The organism is Microtetraspora sp. NBRC 16547 (assembly GCF_030268965.1).
Lineage (GTDB): Bacteria > Actinomycetota > Actinomycetes > Streptosporangiales > Streptosporangiaceae > Microtetraspora.
This window is the reverse complement of sequence record NZ_BSSE01000038.1, coordinates 12298-30231: the sequence shown is the minus strand read 5'-3', so window position 1 is coordinate 30231 and position 17934 is coordinate 12298. Positions and strand designations below refer to the sequence as shown.

14 protein-coding genes are annotated in these 17934 nt (G+C 71.2%); 4 read left to right on the top strand and 10 right to left on the bottom strand.

Annotated elements, in window-relative coordinates; genetic code table 11:
• The first annotated feature begins 2 nt into the window (after positions 1 to 2).
• Positions 3 to 1133: a PQQ-dependent sugar dehydrogenase gene (locus tag QSK17_RS32545; protein ID WP_285709790.1), complete on the top strand. Its 1131-nt coding sequence runs from the start codon at positions 3 to 5 to the stop codon at positions 1131 to 1133.
• Here QSK17_RS32545 and QSK17_RS32540 read toward each other — a convergent pair.
• The 8 genes from QSK17_RS32540 to QSK17_RS32505 all read right to left on the bottom strand — a co-directional run bounded on the left by QSK17_RS32540 (position 1122) and on the right by QSK17_RS32505 (position 12702).
• Entirely contained in the window at positions 1122 to 3095 is a 1974-nt protein-coding gene (locus QSK17_RS32540; RefSeq protein ID WP_285709787.1) for a VanW family protein, read from the bottom strand. The two genes, QSK17_RS32545 and QSK17_RS32540, sit on opposite strands and share 12 nt — an antisense overlap.
• A 200-nt stretch (positions 3096 to 3295) precedes the next feature.
• Positions 3296 to 4801 carry an Asp-tRNA(Asn)/Glu-tRNA(Gln) amidotransferase subunit GatB gene (gatB, locus tag QSK17_RS32535; protein WP_285709785.1) on the bottom strand — a complete coding sequence of 502 codons (1506 nt, stop codon included), beginning with the start codon at positions 4799 to 4801 and terminating at the stop codon, positions 3296 to 3298.
• A 30-nt stretch (positions 4802 to 4831) separates the two neighbouring features.
• Positions 4832 to 4981, bottom strand: a complete 150-nt coding sequence (locus QSK17_RS32530; RefSeq protein ID WP_285709783.1) for a hypothetical protein — start codon at positions 4979 to 4981, stop codon at positions 4832 to 4834.
• Between the two features lie 40 nt (positions 4982 to 5021).
• Positions 5022 to 6515, bottom strand: coding sequence for an Asp-tRNA(Asn)/Glu-tRNA(Gln) amidotransferase subunit GatA (gene gatA, locus QSK17_RS32525; protein WP_285709781.1), 1494 nt, complete (start codon positions 6513 to 6515; stop codon positions 5022 to 5024).
• Entirely contained in the window at positions 6512 to 6811 is a 300-nt protein-coding gene (gatC, locus tag QSK17_RS32520; protein WP_285709778.1) for an Asp-tRNA(Asn)/Glu-tRNA(Gln) amidotransferase subunit GatC, read from the bottom strand. The genes gatA and gatC overlap by 4 nt, the downstream gene beginning before the upstream one ends.
• 110 nt (positions 6812 to 6921) lie before the next feature.
• Positions 6922 to 9045 (bottom strand): putative bifunctional diguanylate cyclase/phosphodiesterase, encoded by a 2124-nt coding sequence (locus tag QSK17_RS32515; protein WP_502889334.1) that lies wholly within the window; start codon positions 9043 to 9045, stop codon positions 6922 to 6924.
• Between the two features lie 335 nt (positions 9046 to 9380).
• Positions 9381 to 11561, bottom strand: coding sequence for an NAD-dependent DNA ligase LigA (gene ligA / locus QSK17_RS32510; protein ID WP_285709773.1), 2181 nt, complete (start codon positions 11559 to 11561; stop codon positions 9381 to 9383).
• A 109-nt stretch (positions 11562 to 11670) separates the two neighbouring features.
• Positions 11671 to 12702 carry a methionine synthase gene (locus tag QSK17_RS32505; protein WP_285709771.1) on the bottom strand — a complete coding sequence of 344 codons (1032 nt, stop codon included), beginning with the start codon at positions 12700 to 12702 and terminating at the stop codon, positions 11671 to 11673.
• An 18-nt stretch (positions 12703 to 12720) separates the two neighbouring features.
• Here QSK17_RS32505 and QSK17_RS32500 point away from each other — a divergent pair, with 18 nt between their 5' ends.
• Positions 12721 to 13353: an MBL fold metallo-hydrolase gene (locus QSK17_RS32500; RefSeq protein WP_285709769.1), complete on the top strand. Its 633-nt coding sequence runs from the start codon at positions 12721 to 12723 to the stop codon at positions 13351 to 13353.
• Positions 13354 to 13465: 112 nt separating this feature from the next.
• Here the strand turns inward: QSK17_RS32500 and mnmA are convergent, their stop codons facing one another.
• Positions 13466 to 14539 (bottom strand): tRNA 2-thiouridine(34) synthase MnmA, encoded by a 1074-nt coding sequence (gene mnmA, locus QSK17_RS32495; protein WP_285709766.1) that lies wholly within the window; start codon positions 14537 to 14539, stop codon positions 13466 to 13468.
• 384 nt (positions 14540 to 14923) lie between these two features.
• Between mnmA and QSK17_RS32490 the strand changes: the two genes are divergently transcribed.
• Entirely contained in the window at positions 14924 to 15961 is a 1038-nt protein-coding gene (locus QSK17_RS32490) for a DUF695 domain-containing protein (protein WP_285709764.1), read from the top strand.
• A 20-nt stretch (positions 15962 to 15981) separates the two neighbouring features.
• Here QSK17_RS32490 and QSK17_RS32485 read toward each other — a convergent pair whose 3' ends face one another.
• On the bottom strand, positions 15982 to 17136 hold the full coding sequence (locus QSK17_RS32485; RefSeq protein ID WP_285709761.1) for a cysteine desulfurase family protein: 1155 nt from the start codon (positions 17134 to 17136) through the stop codon (positions 15982 to 15984).
• Positions 17137 to 17239: 103 nt separating this feature from the next.
• On the opposite strand from QSK17_RS32485, the gene QSK17_RS32480 reads away from it, so the two are divergent.
• Positions 17240 to 17731 carry a TetR/AcrR family transcriptional regulator gene (locus tag QSK17_RS32480; RefSeq protein ID WP_285709758.1) on the top strand — a complete coding sequence of 164 codons (492 nt, stop codon included), beginning with the start codon at positions 17240 to 17242 and terminating at the stop codon, positions 17729 to 17731.
• The last annotated feature ends 203 nt before the right edge of the window (positions 17732 to 17934 follow it).

Genomic DNA, 17934 nt, shown 5'->3' with positions numbered 1-17934 from the left:
CGATGATGGGTCGTACGGGACTGGCGATGCTGGTGGTCGCCGTGTTGATGGGATGCGCTCCGGCGACGGGCACCGGAGGCGGAACCGCCGCCGCGGCGGACGGCGCTCCGGCCACCCAGGCGAGAGGCGGGCCGGCCCCGGAGCCTCCGGCGGGCACGGCGCCGCCACGACCGCCGGGCACGCCGCGGACGCTGGTGGAGGGCCTCACGGTGCCGTGGGCGATCGCGTTCCTGCCCGGCGGGGACGCGTTGATCACCGAGCGGGATTCGGCCCGACTGCTCCGGATCACGCCACAGGGCCGGAGCTCCGGGGTGGGCGTGATCGACGGGGTGTCCCCCCGGGGCGAGGGCGGCCTGCTCGGCGTGGCGGTCTCCCCCACCTACTCGAAAGATCACTTCATCTTCGTCTATTTCACGGCGAACGACGACAACCGGGTGGTCCGGTACCGCTACGACGGCGGCCTCTCCGCCCCCACCCCGATCCTGACCGGCATCCCGAAGGGGAGCATCCACAACGGCGGGCGGCTGGAGTTCGGCCCCGACGGCTATCTGTACGTCTCCACAGGCGAGACCGGGGAGGAGAGGCTCGCTCAGGACAGGAACTCCCTCGGCGGCAAGATCCTCCGGATGACCGCCGACGGCAGGCCCGCACCCGGGAACCCGTTCGGGACGCTCGTGTGGACATACGGCCACCGCAACGTCCAGGGCATGGCCTGGGACCCCAAGGGGCGCATGTACGCCACCGAGTTCGGCCAGGACAAGTACGACGAGATCAACCTGATCGAGAAGGGCCACAACTACGGATGGCCCGAGGTCGAGGGCGCCGGCGGCGGAAACCGGTTCACCGACCCGCTGCTGACCTGGATACCCAGCGAGGCGTCGCCGTCCGGCCTCGCGTACGCGGGCGGCTCGCTGTGGGCCGCCGCGCTGCGCGGGCAGCGGCTCTGGCAGATCCCCCTCCGCGAGGACGGCGCCGTCGAACGGCCGGTCGCCCGCTTCACCAGGGAGTACGGCAGGCTCCGCGCGGTCGCCACGGCCCCCGACGGGACCCTGTGGTTGACCACCAGCAACAGGGACGGCCGCGGCTCCCCCCGCCCCGGCGACGATCGCGTTCTGGTGGTCTCAGTCCGCTGAGGCGCAGACGACTGTCGTATGCGGCTCGTACGTGGTCGTGAACGTCTGGCGGCCGGCCACCTTGTCCCCCTGCCGCAGCGTCCGCGTGACCTCCACGGTGAACCCCGCCTGCCCGGCGCTCCGCACACATCCCGGGCCGCTTTCCGTACGGACCGGGGGGTTGACGTGCTTGCTCCGCACCGGATCGGTGAACTCGACCTCGAACCGCCGCGTGCTCCAGAGCTCGACGGACACCGAGGTGTCGGTGGCGGAGGTGCGCACCAGCACGCCGTACGGGGAGTCGTTCTTCCACTGCAGGTCAGGGTCGGGATAGGACACCGCCGCGTCCATGCCCGCCGGGTACTGCCAGACGTAGTGGTCGTGCGGCGTGTGCGCCACGTCCTCCATCCCCGCGCGCATGGCGGCGTTGAACATCGTGGTCGCGAACTGTGTGATCCCCGCGACGTCGACCCCGGCCGTCCCGTCGATCCGCGTGGCCACCGCTCCACCCGTGTACCCCGCGGACGGCTCCCGCCGTCCGATGATCTGGTTGAGCGAGAACGTCTCCCCCGGCGCGACCAGGTGGCCGTCGAGCGCACGAGCCACGGTCTTGATGTTGGTGACCCGCGGCAGGCAGCACGCGAAGGAGGTGGTGAAGTGGCCGACCCGCTCGGTGATGCCCATCCGCTGCGCCTCGGCGTCGGTCACGCCCGGCCGCCCGTCCGTAAGGAAGACCCGCACCGTACGACTTCCCGAGGTGAGCGCCTTGACGACGTCCGCGGACAGGCGCTCGGTGTCCAACACCTGGCCGGCCTTCGCGCGCACCATGACGGGCTTGCCGTCGGTGATCGTGAACGTGGCGTCGCGGGGCAGGCGGCGGGGGTCGATGAGCTGGTCCTCCAGGCCGGTCAGCGCCTTGGCCGCGTCGAAGACGGGCCGTAACTCGCGCTTTGCGTCCACGGTGAACGAGAGGTTCGCCGCCAGAACCTCGGGTGGTATCCCTACCGAGCCCTTCTCGCTCGTCACGGTGACCGGAGCGCCGACGGCGCGCCGCGCCCAGGCGAGCGCGCGGCGTACCTCCGCCCTGGTCACCTGGGGCTCGTCGGCCCGCACGGTGACCTCGACCATCGCGTCCTGGCTGAGGTACGCCCGCTGGATGTCGGCGGCGACCTGGGCGTGATCGATCATGCGCCCTGCATGCGGATATGTCGGGACCGGTGTCAGCCCGCGGAAGCGGACGTCGCCTTCCTGGGCGGGGCTCGCGAAGACCACCGCCACGTCCCTGGCCACGGCCATGTCCAGCCGCGCCTTGTCAACCGTGATCTTCGGAGGGACCTCGCGGCCGGTCGTCAGAGCGTTCCAGACCTCCATGGGACCCGGGAAACCCTCCGCCACCTGCCGGACCGTCGCCTCCGCGTCGAAGGAGAGCCCGGCCTGCTCCGGGTTCACCGAGGCACGTTCCAGGCCCCGCTTCACGATCACCGGAGACCGCGCCAGGCTCGACAGCCTCTTCTCCAGGATCCGTACGGCCTCCGCCTGGGTCTGGCCCCCGATGTCCACGCCCAACACGGTGGTGCCGGGTAGCACCCGGCCCGCCATGAGCGCGGCGGGAACCAGATAGGCCAGCAGGAGCAGCACGAGAACCGCCGGCAGGCCGAACATGAGAAGGCGCCGGCGGGGTTCCGGCTCGGGCTCGGGAACGGGAACGGGAACGGGAACGGGGACCGGCGGCGGCTCCTGGCGGACCTTCCGATCCGGCACCGGCCACGGCGCGACCGCCGGAGGCGCGGCGGGCGGCAGCACACCCGGCGGTTGCCCCTTGGGGGTGGACTCCGGGGACCCGACGCCGAGGATGTCGGCGGAAACTCCCGGAGGCAATGCCCCCGAAGCGGGCCGTACGGGATGCTTCCTGGGTAAATCAGGCGGAGATCCCGCCGCGAACGGATCCGTCGGCGGGTCGATGGACGCTTCCGCGTTCCGCACGCCCAAGTCTCCTCCGGCTCAGGGGCATCTCCGCTCAGTTAACCCTAAAGCACCCGCTTCTGGATATGCCGAAACTCCCGCCACAGTGCTTATTTGCCGCGCCTACGGCACGGCGGGCTCGGGGCGCCCTAGAGACGACGCGCCCCTCGCGTACCCCGCCGCGTCTCGAGCACGAGAGCGGCGGGGGAAGCGGAACGCGGTCAGGAGACGCCGAGCTTCTCCAGGATGAGCTCGCGTGCCCGGGCCGCGTCGGCCTTGCCGCGGCTGGCCTTCATGACGCCGCCGACCAGTGCACCCACCGCGGCGACCTTGCCGGAGCGGACCTTGTCCGCCGCGTCGGCGTTGTCCGCGAGGACCTTGTCGATGATCGCCGACAGTTCGCCCTCGTCGTTGACGATCTGGAGGCCGCGCTTCGCGACGACGTCGTCCGGGGAGCCCTCCCCGGCGAGCACGCCTTCGAGCACCTGCCGAGCCAGCTTGTCGTTCAGCGCGCCCGACGCCACCAGCTCGGTCACCCGCGCGACCTCGGCGGGCGTGATGGACAGCTCGGCGAGGGCCGTACCGGCCTCGTTGGCCCTGCGGGCCAGCTCGCCCATCCACCACTTCCGTGCGTCGGCCGCGGGAGCCCCGGCGGCCACGGTCGCCTCGACGAGTTCGATGGCATCGGCGTTGTGCATGGCGGCCATGTCCAGGTCGGACACGCCCCACTCGGCCTGGAGCCGACTCCGCCGCACCGACGGAAGCTCGGGCAGCGCGGCCTTGAGCGCGGCGACCCACTCGCGATCGGGGGCGATGGGCAGGAGGTCGGGCTCCGGGAAGTAGCGGTAGTCCTGCGCCTCCTCCTTGGACCGGCCGGACGTGGTCCGCCCGGTTTCCTCGTGGAAGTGCCGGGTCTCCTGGGTGATCCGGCCGCCGTCGGCGAGGATCGCCGCCTGGCGCTCGATCTCGCCCCGCACCGCGCGCTCGACGCTGCGCAGCGAGTTGACGTTCTTGGTCTCGGTCCGGGTGCCCCACTCGGAGGAGCCGCGCGGCATCAGCGAGACGTTGACGTCGCAACGCATGGAGCCCTCCTCCATGCGGACGTCGGACACGCCGAGCGTGCGCACGAGCTCCCGCAGCTCCGTCACGTACGCACGGGCGACCTCGGGAGCCAACGTGTCCGTGCCTGCGATCGGCTTGGTGACGATCTCCACCAGCGGGATGCCCGCCCGGTTGTAGTCCACGATCGAGTAGTCGGCGCCGTGGATGCGACCCGTGGAACCGCCGACGTGGGTCGACTTGCCGGTGTCCTCCTCCAGGTGGACCCGCTCGATCTCGATCCGCACGGTCCGCCCGTCCACGACGACGTCGAGGTATCCGTCGGTGCACAGCGGCTCGTCGTACTGGCTGATCTGGTAGTTCTTCGGCATGTCCGGATAGAAGTAGTTCTTCCGGGCGAACCTGCACCACTCCGCGATCGAGCAGTTCAGCGCCAGACCGATCCGGATCGTCGACTCGATCGCCTCGGCGTTCGCGACCGGCAGCGAACCGGGCAGCGCCAGGCAGACCGGGCAGACCTGCGTGTTCGGCGGCGCTCCGAACTCGGTCGGGCAGCCGCAGAACATCTTCGACGCGGTGCCGAGCTCGACGTGCGTCTCCAGCCCCAGCACCGGCTCGAAGCGCTCCAGCGCCTCGTCGTACGGCATGAGCGTCTCAGTATCGGCCATGCTGGTTACCCAGTCCTTCCAGAGCCTCGATCATGTCATTCCACCATTGCTGGAAGGCGCACCTTCCGCAGTTCGCTGATGCCGGCGGCCTCGGCCACCGGTGGGGGCGCGGAACGGCGGCACGTCGACCGCCACGCTCTCGAAGGGCGCGAAGCCGTCGATCTCGACGTGGGTGATCACGCCGCCGTTCCTCCCCTCTGATGTGCGGGCGTCCTGCTCCTTAAAGCGCGGGCGCCTTGGCCAGGAGCGGGCCGCCCCAGCGGTCCTCCAGCGCCTTCTCCACCGCGGCGCCGACCCGGTAGCAGCGGTCGTCCCCGAGCACCGGCGCCATGATCTGCAGGCCGACCGGCAGGCCGTCCTCGTCGGCCAGGCCGCAGGGCACGGAGATCGCCGCGTTGCCGGCGAGGTTGGTCGGGATCGTGCACAGGTCGGCGAGGTACATCGCCATCGGGTCGTCGGCCCGCTCGCCGATCGGGAACGCCGTAGTCGGCGTCGTCGGCGAGACCAGCACGTCCACCTGGTGGAAGGCCGCGTCGAAGTCCCGCGCGATCAGGGTGCGGACCTTCTGCGCCTGCCCGTAGTAGGCGTCGTAGTAGCCCGACGAGAGGGCGTAGGTGCCGAGCATGATGCGCCGCTTGACCTCGGGCCCGAACCCGGCCGCCCGGGTCAGCGCCATGACCTCCTCGGCGCTGCGGGTGCCGTCGTCGCCGACGCGCAGGCCGTACCGCATGGCGTCGAAGCGGGCCAGGTTGGACGAGCACTCCGAGGGGGCGATCAGGTAGTACGCCGGGAGCGCGTAGCCGAACGACGGGCAGGAGACCTCGACGACCTTGGCGCCGAGGGACTCCAGCAGGTCGACCGCCTCGCGGAACCGGGCGAGCACGCCCGGCTGGTAGCCCTCGCCGCCGAACTCCTTGACCACGCCGACGCGCAGGCCCGCGATGTCGGCCTGCCTGGCGGCCTCCACGACGGGCGGCACCTCGGCGGCGATCGAGGTCGAATCCATCACGTCGTGACCCGAGAACGCCTCGTGCAGCAGCGCCGCGTCGAGCACGTTCCGTGCGAAGGGGCCGGGCGTGTCCAGGGACGACGCGAACGCGATCAGGCCGTACCGGGACGAGCCGCCGTAGGTCGGCTTCATGCCGACGATGCCGGTGACCGCCGCCGGCTGGCGGATCGAGCCACCGGTGTCCGTGCCGGTGGACAGCGGCGCCTCATACGCGGCGACCGCGGCGGACGAACCACCCGACGAGCCGCCGGGGATCCGGGAGAGGTCCCACGGGTTGTGGGTCGGTCCGTACGCCGAGTTCTCCGTGGACGAGCCCATGGCGAACTCGTCCAGGTTGGTCTTGCCCAGGATGACCAGCCCGGCCTCGCGCAGGCGGCGCGTCACCGTCGCGTCGTACGGCGGGAGCCAGCCTTCCAGGATCTTCGACCCGGCGGTGGTGGGCATGCCGGTGGTGGTGAAGACGTCCTTGTGCGCGACCGGCACGCCCGCCAGCGGGCCGAGCTTCTCACCGCGGGCGATCCGCTCGTCCACCGCGCGCGCCTGCGCGAGCGCGGCGTCGGCGTTCACGTGCAGGAACGCGTTGACCTTGGGCTCGACCTCGGCGATGCGGTCCAGATGGGCCTGGGCGACCTCGGCGGCGGAGACCTCGCGCGCGGCGATCAGTCGGCCCAGCTCTTCGGCCGTCTTGCGGAGCAGCTCTGTCATGCCTCCTCCCCCAGAATCCGGGGAACGCGGAAGCGGTCGTCCTCGACGGCGGGCGCGCCGGAAAGGGCCTGCTCCGGGGCCAGGCTCGGCCGGATCTCGTCGGGACGGAAGACGTTGGTCAGCGGAAGCGCGTGCGAGGACGGCGGGATGTCGTCGGCGGCGACCTCTGCGACGCGGGCCACCGCGCCGACGATCTGGTCGAGTTGGGCGGCGAAGTGGTCGAGCTCCTCGTCGGCCAGCGCCAACCTGGACAGCCGTGCGAGGTGAGCGACCTCGTCGCGGGTTATGGCGGACATGAGTCGTCGAACCCGTTTCTGGATGGAGAGTGGACACTGCCATCCTAGGGCTCGTCACCAAGCGTGCCCGACGTTATCCACCGCCGGCAGCGCGCCGCCGCCCCCCTCTGTCAGCCGCCGGGCGCGAGCCGTACGACGTCCTTGGGGCGGGCGGTGAAGGCGGGACTGAGCCGGGCGCGCAGCCAGACCGTGGCCTCGTCGGCGGGCATGGGCTCGGCCAGCCACCAGCCCTGACCGGAGTGGCACCCCATTTCGCGCAGCCGCGCGGCGATGTCGCCGGACTCGACGCCCTCCGCGACCGATCTGAGCCCCAGCGAGCGGACCAGGTCGATGATCGAGCGCACGATCCGCTCATCGTCGGCCGACTCTCCCAGCCGCCGCACGAAGGACCCGTCGATCTTGACCTCGGACACGGGCAGCCGCTGGAGCCGGACCAGGGACGAGTATCCGGTGCCGAAATCGTCGAGGGCGAGCTGCACGCCCAGCCCGGCCAGCGTGCGGATCGTGTCGGCGGTGTATGCCTGGTCGGTCATCAGGATGCGCTCGGTGACCTCCAGGCGGATCGCCTCCGCCGGCAACTCCAGCCTCTCAAGCCCGGCTTCGAGCTGGTCGGGGAGCCCCGAGTCGAGCAGGTCGCGCGCGGAAACGTTTACGGAGATCGGGACGTCCACGCCGGCGTGCCACCACTCCGCCGCCTGCCTCAGCGCCTGGTCGATGACGTGTTTGGTGAGCTCGCGCATGAGGTATGACTGCTCGGCCAGCGGGACGAACTCTCCCGGAGAGATCGGGCCGCGTACCGGATGCCACCAGCGCAGCAGCGCCTCCACGCCCTCGACCTGGCCGTCGTCGAGGCTGACCTTGGGCTGGTAGTGCAGGTCCAGCGCGCCGGTGTCGATCGCCTGTCGCAGGTCGCCGAGCAGGCCCAGCCGTTCCGGCGAGTTGCGGTCCTTGTCGGCGAGGTAGAACTCGACGCCGGTGCGGTTCTCCTTGGCGACATACATGGCGACGTCGGAGCGCTGGAGCAGCAGCTCGAAGTCCGGCGCGTCGTCGGGGAAGAGCGCGATGCCGATCGAGGCGTCCATGTCGAAGGTCATGCCTTCGAGACGGACGGGCTCGGTGAGCGCCACGCGCAGCCGCGAGGCGACCTCCTTGGCGGCGTGGGCGTCCCTGATGGACGGCAGCAGCACGGCGAACTCGTCGCCGCCGAGCCGGGCGACGACGTCACCGGGCCGGACGCTGTGGGTGAGCCGGTGCGCGACAATCTGCAGCAGGTGGTCCCCGACGGGATGCCCGAGCGTGTCGTTGACCTCCTTGAACCGGTCGAGGTCGAGCAGCAGCAGGCCGACACGCTCCTGCTCGCGGGCCTCGGCCAGCGCCTCCTCGGTGCGCAGGATCAGCATCTTGCGGTTGGGCAGACCGGTCAGGCCGTCGTGCATGGCCTGGTGATCGCGGCGCATCGACAGGGTGGCGGTGAAGTAGACCGCGGCCAGTGGCGCCACGAACAGCGGCACCAGCGCCGGCGAGTGGGTCATGACCACGACGACCAGCGGCGCCAGCCCGAGCAGCGCGCTGTACACGAGGGCCTGCGGCCCGATGGACCCCCTGATCACCCGGAGCACGGGCCGTCGCTCGTGGAGGGCGACCGCGGCGGAGACGAGGAAGCCGCGCACGGCGAAGTAGGCGACGCCGGAGAGGACGATGGCGGGGATGTCGGGACCATGCGGCGTCCACGGCACGAGGGGGGTCGGATGGATGCCGAACACGCCGAGCATCACGGCCGCGGCCGTGCAGGCCAGGGTCACCTGCGCGATGTTGAACGCCACCCGGTGCCAGGCCCTGCGGTTGACCAGGCCGCTCACGATCACCGCGACCGCCTGGAGCAGCGCCGCCATCGGCAACCCGTGGTGCATCAGCACCGCGAAGGTGAACATCGTCGACGTGGGGGTGCCCCCGACCAGGGAAGAAGAGCTCACCATGACTGGCCGCAGCTCACCGAGCACCACCAGGACGGCCAGCATCCAGAACAGCGGTGTGCGACCGATCTGGAGCAGCTCGTCCGCGCCCAGCCGTACCTGGGCCACGACCAGCGCGGTGCAGCCGACGGCGATGACACCGGCGAGGTAGCTCCACAACGGCGAGCCGGGGCGCGGGCCGGTGTCGCGGGTGTTGGCCGGATAGGCGGTCGCGGGTGTCGGCCCCCGGCCTCCCGGCGGGGAGCTCACGGGCGACGGCATGCCGATCGGGACGCGGACGCGGGAAGACGGCATCGCGGAAGCCGGCACGCGATTACGGGAAGCCGCAGTCATCGGTATCAAACCCCCCAAGAGGCCACTATGGGAGGGTACGGCCTCTGGGCCACTTCGCGAAACCGGTTGGGCACGTTCCGTTACTACGGATTTCTTGCGCTTCTTCACCTTCGCGGCGTCAAGCAGGAGATGTACGACTTGCGGGTGAATAATTCACATCACCGTTACCCCTCGATTCCCCGGGCAAGGCGGGAGGCGCCGGGAGGACCCTCCCCATGCCTGGGGCCGAGGGATCAGCCCTCCCCATGCCTGGGGCCGAGGGATCAGCCCTCCCCGCGTGCGGCGACGGCCTCGGCGGCCTGGGGCCCCTGCTCTAGCAGGACCTGGAACCCCGCGTCGTCGAGGATGGGCACGCCGAGCTTCACGGCCTTGTCGTATTTGGAGCCGGGGTTCTCGCCTACCACCACGAAGCTGGTCTTCTTGGAGACCGAGCTGGTGACCTTGCCGCCCCGGCTGGTGATGGCCTCGCCCGCCTCGTCACGGGTGAACCCGGAGAGCGTTCCCGTCACCACGAACGCCAGGCCGTCGAGCGTCTGCGGGCCCTGGTCCGCCGGAGGCTCGTCGGCCATCCGCACCCCTGCGGCCTTCCACCGGTCGACGATCTCGCGGTGCCAGTCGACCGCGAACCAGTCCTTGATCGCGGCGGCGACGCGGGGACCGATGCCCTCGACGGCGGCGAGCTCCTCCTCGGAGGCACCGGCGATGGCGTCGAGCGACCGGAACTCCTCGGCGAGGGCACGCGCGGTCGGCGGGCCGATGTGGCGGATGGAGAGCGCGACGAGAACCCGCCAGAGCGGCTGGTCCTTGGCCCGCTCCAGCTGCTCCAGCATCTTCTCGGCGTTCTTACTGGGCACGCCGGACACCGTGGCGAAGAAGGACACCACCTTGGGCTCGCCGGTCTCCGGATCGACCTTGGCCAGGCCCGTGTCCGGATCGCGGACGACGGACTTGATCGGCAGCAGCCGGTCCGCGGTGAGATCGAACAGGTCGGCCTCGGTGCGCACCGGCGGCTCCTGCGGGGGAAGCGGCTGAGTGAGCGCGGTGGCCGCGACGTACCCCAGCCCCTCGATGTCGAACGCGTTCCGCCCGGCGGCGAAGAAGATGCGCTCACGGAGCTGGGCCGGGCAGGCGCGGGCGTTGGGGCAGCGCAGGTCGGCGTCGCCCTCCCGCTCGTAGGCGAGCTCGGTGCCACACTCCGGGCAGTGCGTCGGCATGACGAACGCGCGCTCGCCCCCCGTGCGGAGGTCGACCACCGGGCCGACGATCTCGGGGATCACGTCGCCCGCCTTGCGCAGCACCACGGTGTCGCCGATGAGGACCCCCTTGCGGACCACCTCGGACGCGTTGTGCAGGGTGGCCCGCTCGACGGTGGACCCGGCGACCACCACGGGCTCCATCACGCCGTACGGCGTCACGCGCCCGGTGCGCCCCACCCCCACCTGGATGTCGCGCAGCTTGGTGGTGACCTCCTCCGGCGGGTATTTGAACGCGATCGCCCACCGGGGGGCCTTGCTGGTGGAGCCAAGCCGACGCTGCACGATGACGCGGTCGACTTTGACCACCACGCCGTCGATCTCGTACTCAGGGTCGTGCCGGTGCTCGTTGTAGTACTCGATGAACTCGCGGATCTCGCCGAGGCTCTGGACCACCCGGTATCTGTCACTGACCGGGAGCCCGAGGCTGCCCAGCCGGTCGTACATCTGCGACTGGGTCACCGGCGGCTCGGCGCCCTCCCACGTGCCCACGCCATGGACGATCATCCGCAGCGGGCGCTGCGCCGTGATGCGCGGGTCCTTCTGCCGAAGCGATCCGGCGGCCGAGTTGCGCGGGTTGGCGAACGGCGGCCGCCCGGCGTCCATGAGCTGCTCGTTGAGCTTCTTGAAACCCTCGACCGGGAGGAACACCTCGCCGCGCACCTCGACCCGGTCGGGCACGTCGTCGCCGGTCAGGCGGTGCGGCACGCCGCGAACCGTGCGGACGTTGGGCGTTACGTCCTCACCGGTTGTCCCGTCTCCCCGGGTGGCCGCCCTGACCAGGCGGCCCTTCTCGTACAGCAGAGCCACCGCGAGGCCGTCGATCTTGAGCTCGCACAGGTAGGGCCCGGGATCGGCCTCGGCCAGCCGCTCGGCCCGCGCCTGCCAACCGGTGAGATCGTCCTCGTCGAACGCGTTGTCCAGGCTCTCCATCCGCTGGAGGTGATCGACCGCGGCGAACTCCGTCGAGATCGGCGCCCCGACCTTCTGCGTGGGCGAGTCGGGTGTGCGCAGGTCGGGATGCTCCTGCTCGAGCTCCCTGAGCTCGAGCATCCACGCGTCGTATTGCGCGTCGCTGACCGTCGGCGAGTCGAGCACGTAGTAACGCCAGTTGGCCTCCTCGGCCAGCTCCGCCAGCTCCGCGTGCCGCTCCCGCACCGCCGCCGGCGCGACCTCGACCTCGGCGTCCATGCGAACTCCCCCCATCACCGGCCCCTGGAAGAACGCTACGGGAGCATAGGGCGTGCTCCTACCTTCCCGGCGGGGCTCCACCCCGGCGCGTCATCACCCTGGAGAACGGCTACTCGCCGGGATCCTCCCGCAGCACACGGGCCGCCTTCGCACAGGCGACGAGCGCCGCCCGCGCGTAGGCCGGGGACGCTCCCGCCAGCCCGCACGCGGGGGTGAGCACCACCTGCTGAGCGAGTCGCGCGGGCGCGAACCCGAGCCTGCGCCACAGCTCGGTCGCGGGCCTGGCCACCACACCGATGTCCGGGAGCCGGGCGTCCCTCCCGGGGACGACCCCGAGCAGGAACGCCGTGCCCGCCTCGATCGCCTCGCCGATGTGGTCCTCGTCCCGGCGGCGCAGCAACGCGGCGTCGATGGAGATCCCGCGCACGCCTGCCGTACGGAGGACCTCGAAGGGGACCTCCGGAGCGCAGCAGTGCACGATCGTGAAGGGGCCGGAGCCGTTCTCATCACCTCGCGCGGGCCCGGCCGCGCGCAAGACTGTCTTGAGCCGTTCGGCCGCCGGCATCGGCTCGACGGCGGACAGCCGCCCGAAACCGGACGCCGTCCGCACGGTCCCCGCGAGCACCCCGGGCAGTCCCGGCTCGTCGAGCTGGAGGACGATCTCGGCACCGGGCACACGCTTGCGCACCTCCGCCACGTGCGCCGCCACGCCCTCGGCGAGCGACTCCACCATGTCGCGCACGGCTCCCGGATCGGCGAGCGTCTTGTCGCCGTGCCGCAGTTCCACCGCGCCGGCCAGGGTCCACGGGCCGCACACCTGGATCTTCAACGGACCGGTGTATCCCTGGGCGACCTCTTCGAGGGCGTCGAGGTCGCGGGAGAGGTGGTCGCGGGCGCGCTTGAGATCGCGTCCAGGCCGGTCGGTGAACCGCCATCCGGAGGGCTGGACCTCGACGGGCAGCTCGACCAGCAGCGACGCGGACCTGCCGATCATGTCCGCGCCCACTCCCCTGCCCGGCAGCTCGGGCAGGTACGGCATCGACAGCTCGCCGAAGATCACGCGGAGCGCCTCGACGTGGTCCTCACCCGGATGGGATCCGACACCGGTGGCAGTGGCCTCGGCCCATGGAAACTCGTGCACGCCACTAGCTTAGGGAGAATGAGACTCACCAAACTCGGGCACGCGTGCTGGCGGTTGGAGAAGGACGGCACCACCCTGGTCATCGACCCGGGCGCCTTCAGCGGGAACTCGCTGCTCGACGGGGCGAACGCCGTGCTCATCACCCACGAGCACTTCGACCACGTCGACGCGGAGCTGCTGAAGACCGCGAGCCCCGACCTGGAGATCTGGACCTGCCAGGCGGTCGCGGACCAGCTCGGCGAGATCCCGGCCAAGGTCCAGGTGGTGCGGGACGGCGACGCGTTCACCACGGCCGGATTCGGCGTGAAGGTGATCGGCGAATGGCACGAGGTCAACCACCCGGACATGCCCGTCGTGCAGAATGTCGGCTTCCTGGTCGACGAGGAGGTCTTCTACCCCGGCGACGCGCTGACCTCACCGGGAGTGGAGGTTCCGACCCTGCTCGTTCCCACGAACGCGCCCTGGCTCAAGCTGGGCGAGATGATCACCTATCTCCGCGAGGTGCGTCCCGCCCGGGCGTACTCCACACATGACGGCCTGGTCAACGAGATCGGCCAGAAGCTGATCGACAACTGGCTCGGCCTGGAGTCCGACAGGCAGAAGGCGGACATCCGCCGCATCCCGGTGGGCGAGTCGGTCGACGTTCCGTAGTCCGCCGACCCGCCGCGGCCCGTCCGGGCGGCCGGAGCGGCCCAGCCTGCTCCGGCCTGGTGCGCTCCGGCCCGAGGGAAAGCCCGACGGGAGAGGGCTCGGCGGCAGAGGCTCAGGAAGCCGCGGCGATCGTGGCGGAGCCGATCACGGTGTCGCCGTCGTACAGCACGGCACCTTGGCCCGCCGCGACACCCGTGGCCGGGGCGTCGAGCTCGATGTGCAGGTCGTCGCCGGAGAGCTGGGCGCGGCAGCCGTACACCTCGCCGTGCGCGCGGAGCTGCACCGTGCAGGCGATCTGCTCCCGCGGCTCGCCCGACGGGCCGTTCCAGATGGGCCGGGTCGCGACGATCGAGGTGACCTCGAGCGCGGTGCGCGGGCCGACGGTCACGGTGTTGGAGACGGGCTCGACCGACAGCACGTACCGCGGCCGCCCGTCAGGGGCGGGCCGGTCGATGTGCAGGCCCTTGCGCTGGCCGACGGTGTAGCCGTACGCGCCCGCGTGGGTCCCGACGACCTCGCCGGAGAGCGCGTCCACGATGGGGCCCTCGGAGGCGCCGAGGCGGTCGGCGAGGAACGCGCGTGTGTTGCCGTCGGCGATGAAGCAGATGTCGTGGCTGTCCGGCTTGTCGGCCACGGTGAGACCCCTGCGGGCCGCCTCCTCGCGCACCTGCGCTTTGGTGGAGTCGCCCAGGGGGAAGATCGCGTGCGAGAGCTGCTCGCGGGTGAGCACGCCGAGGACGTACGACTGGTCCTTGGCCGGATCGACCGACCTGCTCAGCACGCCGTCAACCAGGCGGGCGTGGTGACCGGTGGCGACCGCGTCGAACCCGAGCGCGAGCGCCCGGTCGAGCACCGCCTCGAACTTGATCTTCTCGTTGCAGCGCAGGCACGGGTTCGGCGTGCGGCCCGCGGCGTACTCGCTGACGAAGTCCTCGACGACGTCGCGGTGGAACCGCTCGGCCATGTCCCAGATGTAGAACGGGATGCCGATTACATCGGCCGCGCGCCGCGCGTCCCGGGAGTCCTCGATCGTGCAGCAGCCCCGAGCCCCGGTCCGATAGGACTGCGGATTGGACGAAAGCGCGAGGTGGACGCCCGTCACATCGTGACCGGCCTCGGCTATGCGGGCGGCGGCCACGGCGGAGTCGACGCCGCCGGACATGGCGGCCAGCACACGAAGAGCCATAGACCTCCAGGCTACCCGTCTTCGGTTCCCCCTCGATCGGCCGAGCCCGCCGAGCGCAGCGAGGCAAGTAAGCACAGCGAGGGGCGCGGCGGGGAAGTAACCGACGAGCGAGTGCGGAGCGAGGAACGAGCGACTCCGAGCGAGAAGGGCACGAGCCGCCTCAAGGGCGCCCCGAGCCCGCCGAGCGCAGCGAGGCAAGTAAGCACCGCGAGGGGCGCGGCGGGGAAGTAACCGACGAGCGAGTGCGGAGCGAGGAACGAGCGACTCCGAGCGAGAAGGGCACGAGTCGCCTCAAGAGCGCCCCGAGCCCGCCGAGCGCAGCGAGGCAAGTAAGCACAGCACCGCGTTGGCACCCGGAAGGGGGACCTGGAAGGATCGGCGGTCATGCGACTGTTCGGGCGCAAGAGCGAGCCGGCGGATCCGGCCGAGGCCATAACCGAGTTCTGGACGTGGTGGCGGGAGGCCCGCCCCGAGATCGACGCGGGGGTCGAGGCGGGGGACGCCGCGCGCCTCGACGAACTGATCGGCGGCGCCGTGACCGCGCTGCATCCGTCACTGATCTGGGAGATCGCCTCGGGGCTCACGGCGCCGCACGCCCTGGTGGTCAGCGCGTCGGGAGATCCCGAGCTGCGGTCCTTCGTGCACCGGTGGGCGCTGGCGGCGCCGGCGGACGCCGAGTGGGAGTTCCTTCCGTCGCGTCAGGCCGATCTTCAGGCGGCGGAGTTCACAGCCGAGGTCGCGGGCCGGCCGTTCGGCATCGATCGGATGGTGCTCGGCCTGCGGGTGCCGCCGGGGACGCCCCGCGTGGACGTTTCCGCCTTCCATCCGATATTTCCGGATGTGGATGACGAGACGCGGATGGAGGCCACCCTTCTCGCCCTCGACCGACTGCTCGGCGAGGACGAGGTTGCCCGCTGGATCGGCGACATCGTCGCGGCCGAGTTCGAGCCCATCGACGCGATCCCCGCGATCCACCTCCCCGCCGTGGTCGCCGACGTCGCCGACGGCTTCCGGGACGAGCAGTGGGCGCTGCTGGAAGGCCAGACGGCCGGCGGCCGCCGCCTGACCGCCGCCGCGCGGTATCCCCTCCGCCCGGTCGACCACCCGCTCTTCGACCAGCACATCGGCATCACGCTGCCGTACGGGTACGCGGACGAGGACGGCCTGCCCGCGGGGGCCTCGGTGGACGCGCTGCGCGACTTCGAGGAGCGGCTGGCCCGGCGGCTCGGCGCGGGCGGCTCAGCCGTCCTCGTGGCGCACCTGAGCGCCGAGGGCACCCGGGTGCTGCACGTGTACGCCGACTCGGCGGGCGACGTCGTACGGGAGATCGAGGAGTTGGTCTCCGGCTGGGGCGAGGGCCGCGCCCGGATCGACGCCGAGAGCGACCCGTCGTGGAGCGCCGTCGCGCACTTCCTTACCTGACCGGACCTGACCGCCGGGGATCAGGTGAGCCCGGCCCGGCGGGCGCGCTCGACGACGTTGCCGATCACCTCGGCCAGGCGGTCCACGTCCGCCTCGGTCGAGGTGTGACCGAGCGAGAAGCGCAGCGAGCCGCGGGCGCGCGCGCCGTCCTGTCCCATCGCGAGCAGGACGTGGGACGGCTGGGCGACCCCCGCCGAGCAGGCGGAGCCGGTCGAGCACTCCACGCCCTTGGCGTCCAGCAGCATGAGCAGCGCGTCGCCCTCACACCCGGGGAACGAGAAGTGGGCGTTCCCGGGCAGCCGATCCACGGGATCGCCGTTGAGTATGACGTCGGGAACGGCCTGCCGTACCCGGTCGATCAGGTCGTCGCGCAGGACGGACAGCCGTTCGGCGGTGGCGTGGCGGTGCTTCACCGCGGTCTCCACGGCCGCCGCGAACCCGGCGATCGCGGGCGCGTCGAGCGTTCCTGAGCGCACGTCGCGCTCCTGTCCGCCGCCGTGCAGCACGGGCTCGGGATCGACTCCGCGGGCCAGCAGCAGCGCGCCGACACCCATGGGGCCGCCCACCTTGTGCCCGGAGATCGTCATCGCGTCCACACCGGACTCGGCGAACGAGACCGGCAGCTGACCGAGCGCCTGCACGGCGTCGGTGTGGAACGGGATGCCGTGGTCGTGCGCGATGGCCGCGAGGACCTGGACCGGCTGGATCGTGCCGACCTCGTTGTTGGCCCACATCACGCTGACCAGGGCCACGTCGTCCGGGTCACGGGCGATGGCGGCGCGCAGCGTCTCGGGGTGGACCCGGCCGTACGCGTCGACCTCCAGCAGCTCGACCGTCGCCCCCTGCCGGTCGGCCAGCCACTGGGCCGGATCGAGGCCGGCGTGATGCTCGACGGCGCTGATCAGGATCCGACGTCGTTTCCTCGCCCAGAACAGGCCCTTGATCGCCAGATTGTCCGCCTCGGTTCCCCCGGACGTGAAGACGACCTCGCTGGGCCGGGCGCCCACCGCGCAGGCGATGGTCTCCCTGGACTCCTCCACGACCCGGCGGGTGCGCCGGCCGGCCGCGTGCAACGACGAGGCGTTGCCGACCTGGCCGAGCTGCGCGGTCATGGCCTCCACTGCCTCGGGAAGCATCGGCGTGGTGGCGGCATGGTCAAGATACGCGGTTCCCACGACCCCTCCCGATCTGTCCACAGCCAACTAAGCCTAACCGCGCCCGCGGAGAGGCCACCCCCCGGATTGCGAACTGAACCGTCCAGACGGTACAGTAACCAGAGTGAGAAGAGATGACTTGCTTGACGCGGCGGAGAGCCTGCTCTGCGACCAGGGGGCCCAGGGCCTCACCCTGGCCGCGGTCGCAGAGCGCGCCGGCGTCAGCAAGGGCGGTCTCCTCTACCACTTCGGCACCAAGGAAGCGCTGGTCAAGGGCCTGATCGAGCGGCTGATCGCCGACTTCGACGCGCTCGTCGAGGCACAGGGCGAAAGCGACTACACCCGGGCATACCTGAAAGCGACCTTCCAGGCCGTCGAGAGCGGCCGGCTGAGACGCTGGGCCGTGGTGACCGGCGCGGCGGGCGACCCCACGCTCCTCGTGCCGCTACGCGAGGCGATGGCCCGCTGGCACAGCCAGGATCTCGACCGCGAGCCCGACCCGATGACGTCCCGGATCGTACGGCTCGCGTGCGAGGGCGTCTGGGATGTCGCCACCCACGTGCCCGACCTGCTCGACCACGCCGAGCTGCGCCGCCGCCTGCTCGACCTTCTCTGACCGTCTTCTCCAACCATCCACCGGCGGACCGCACCCGCCTCGATCCTCGATCGCGGGCCGGGTGACGTTCGCCCGCATTCCACCGCGCGCTCGGACGCACGTAAACGTGCTCGCACCTGAACGTGATTGAACGTTCCTGAACGCGCGTCAAGGCGGGCCGGGGTGACCTCGGCCCGCCTGCCACCCGGCGCCGTGCCGCGCTC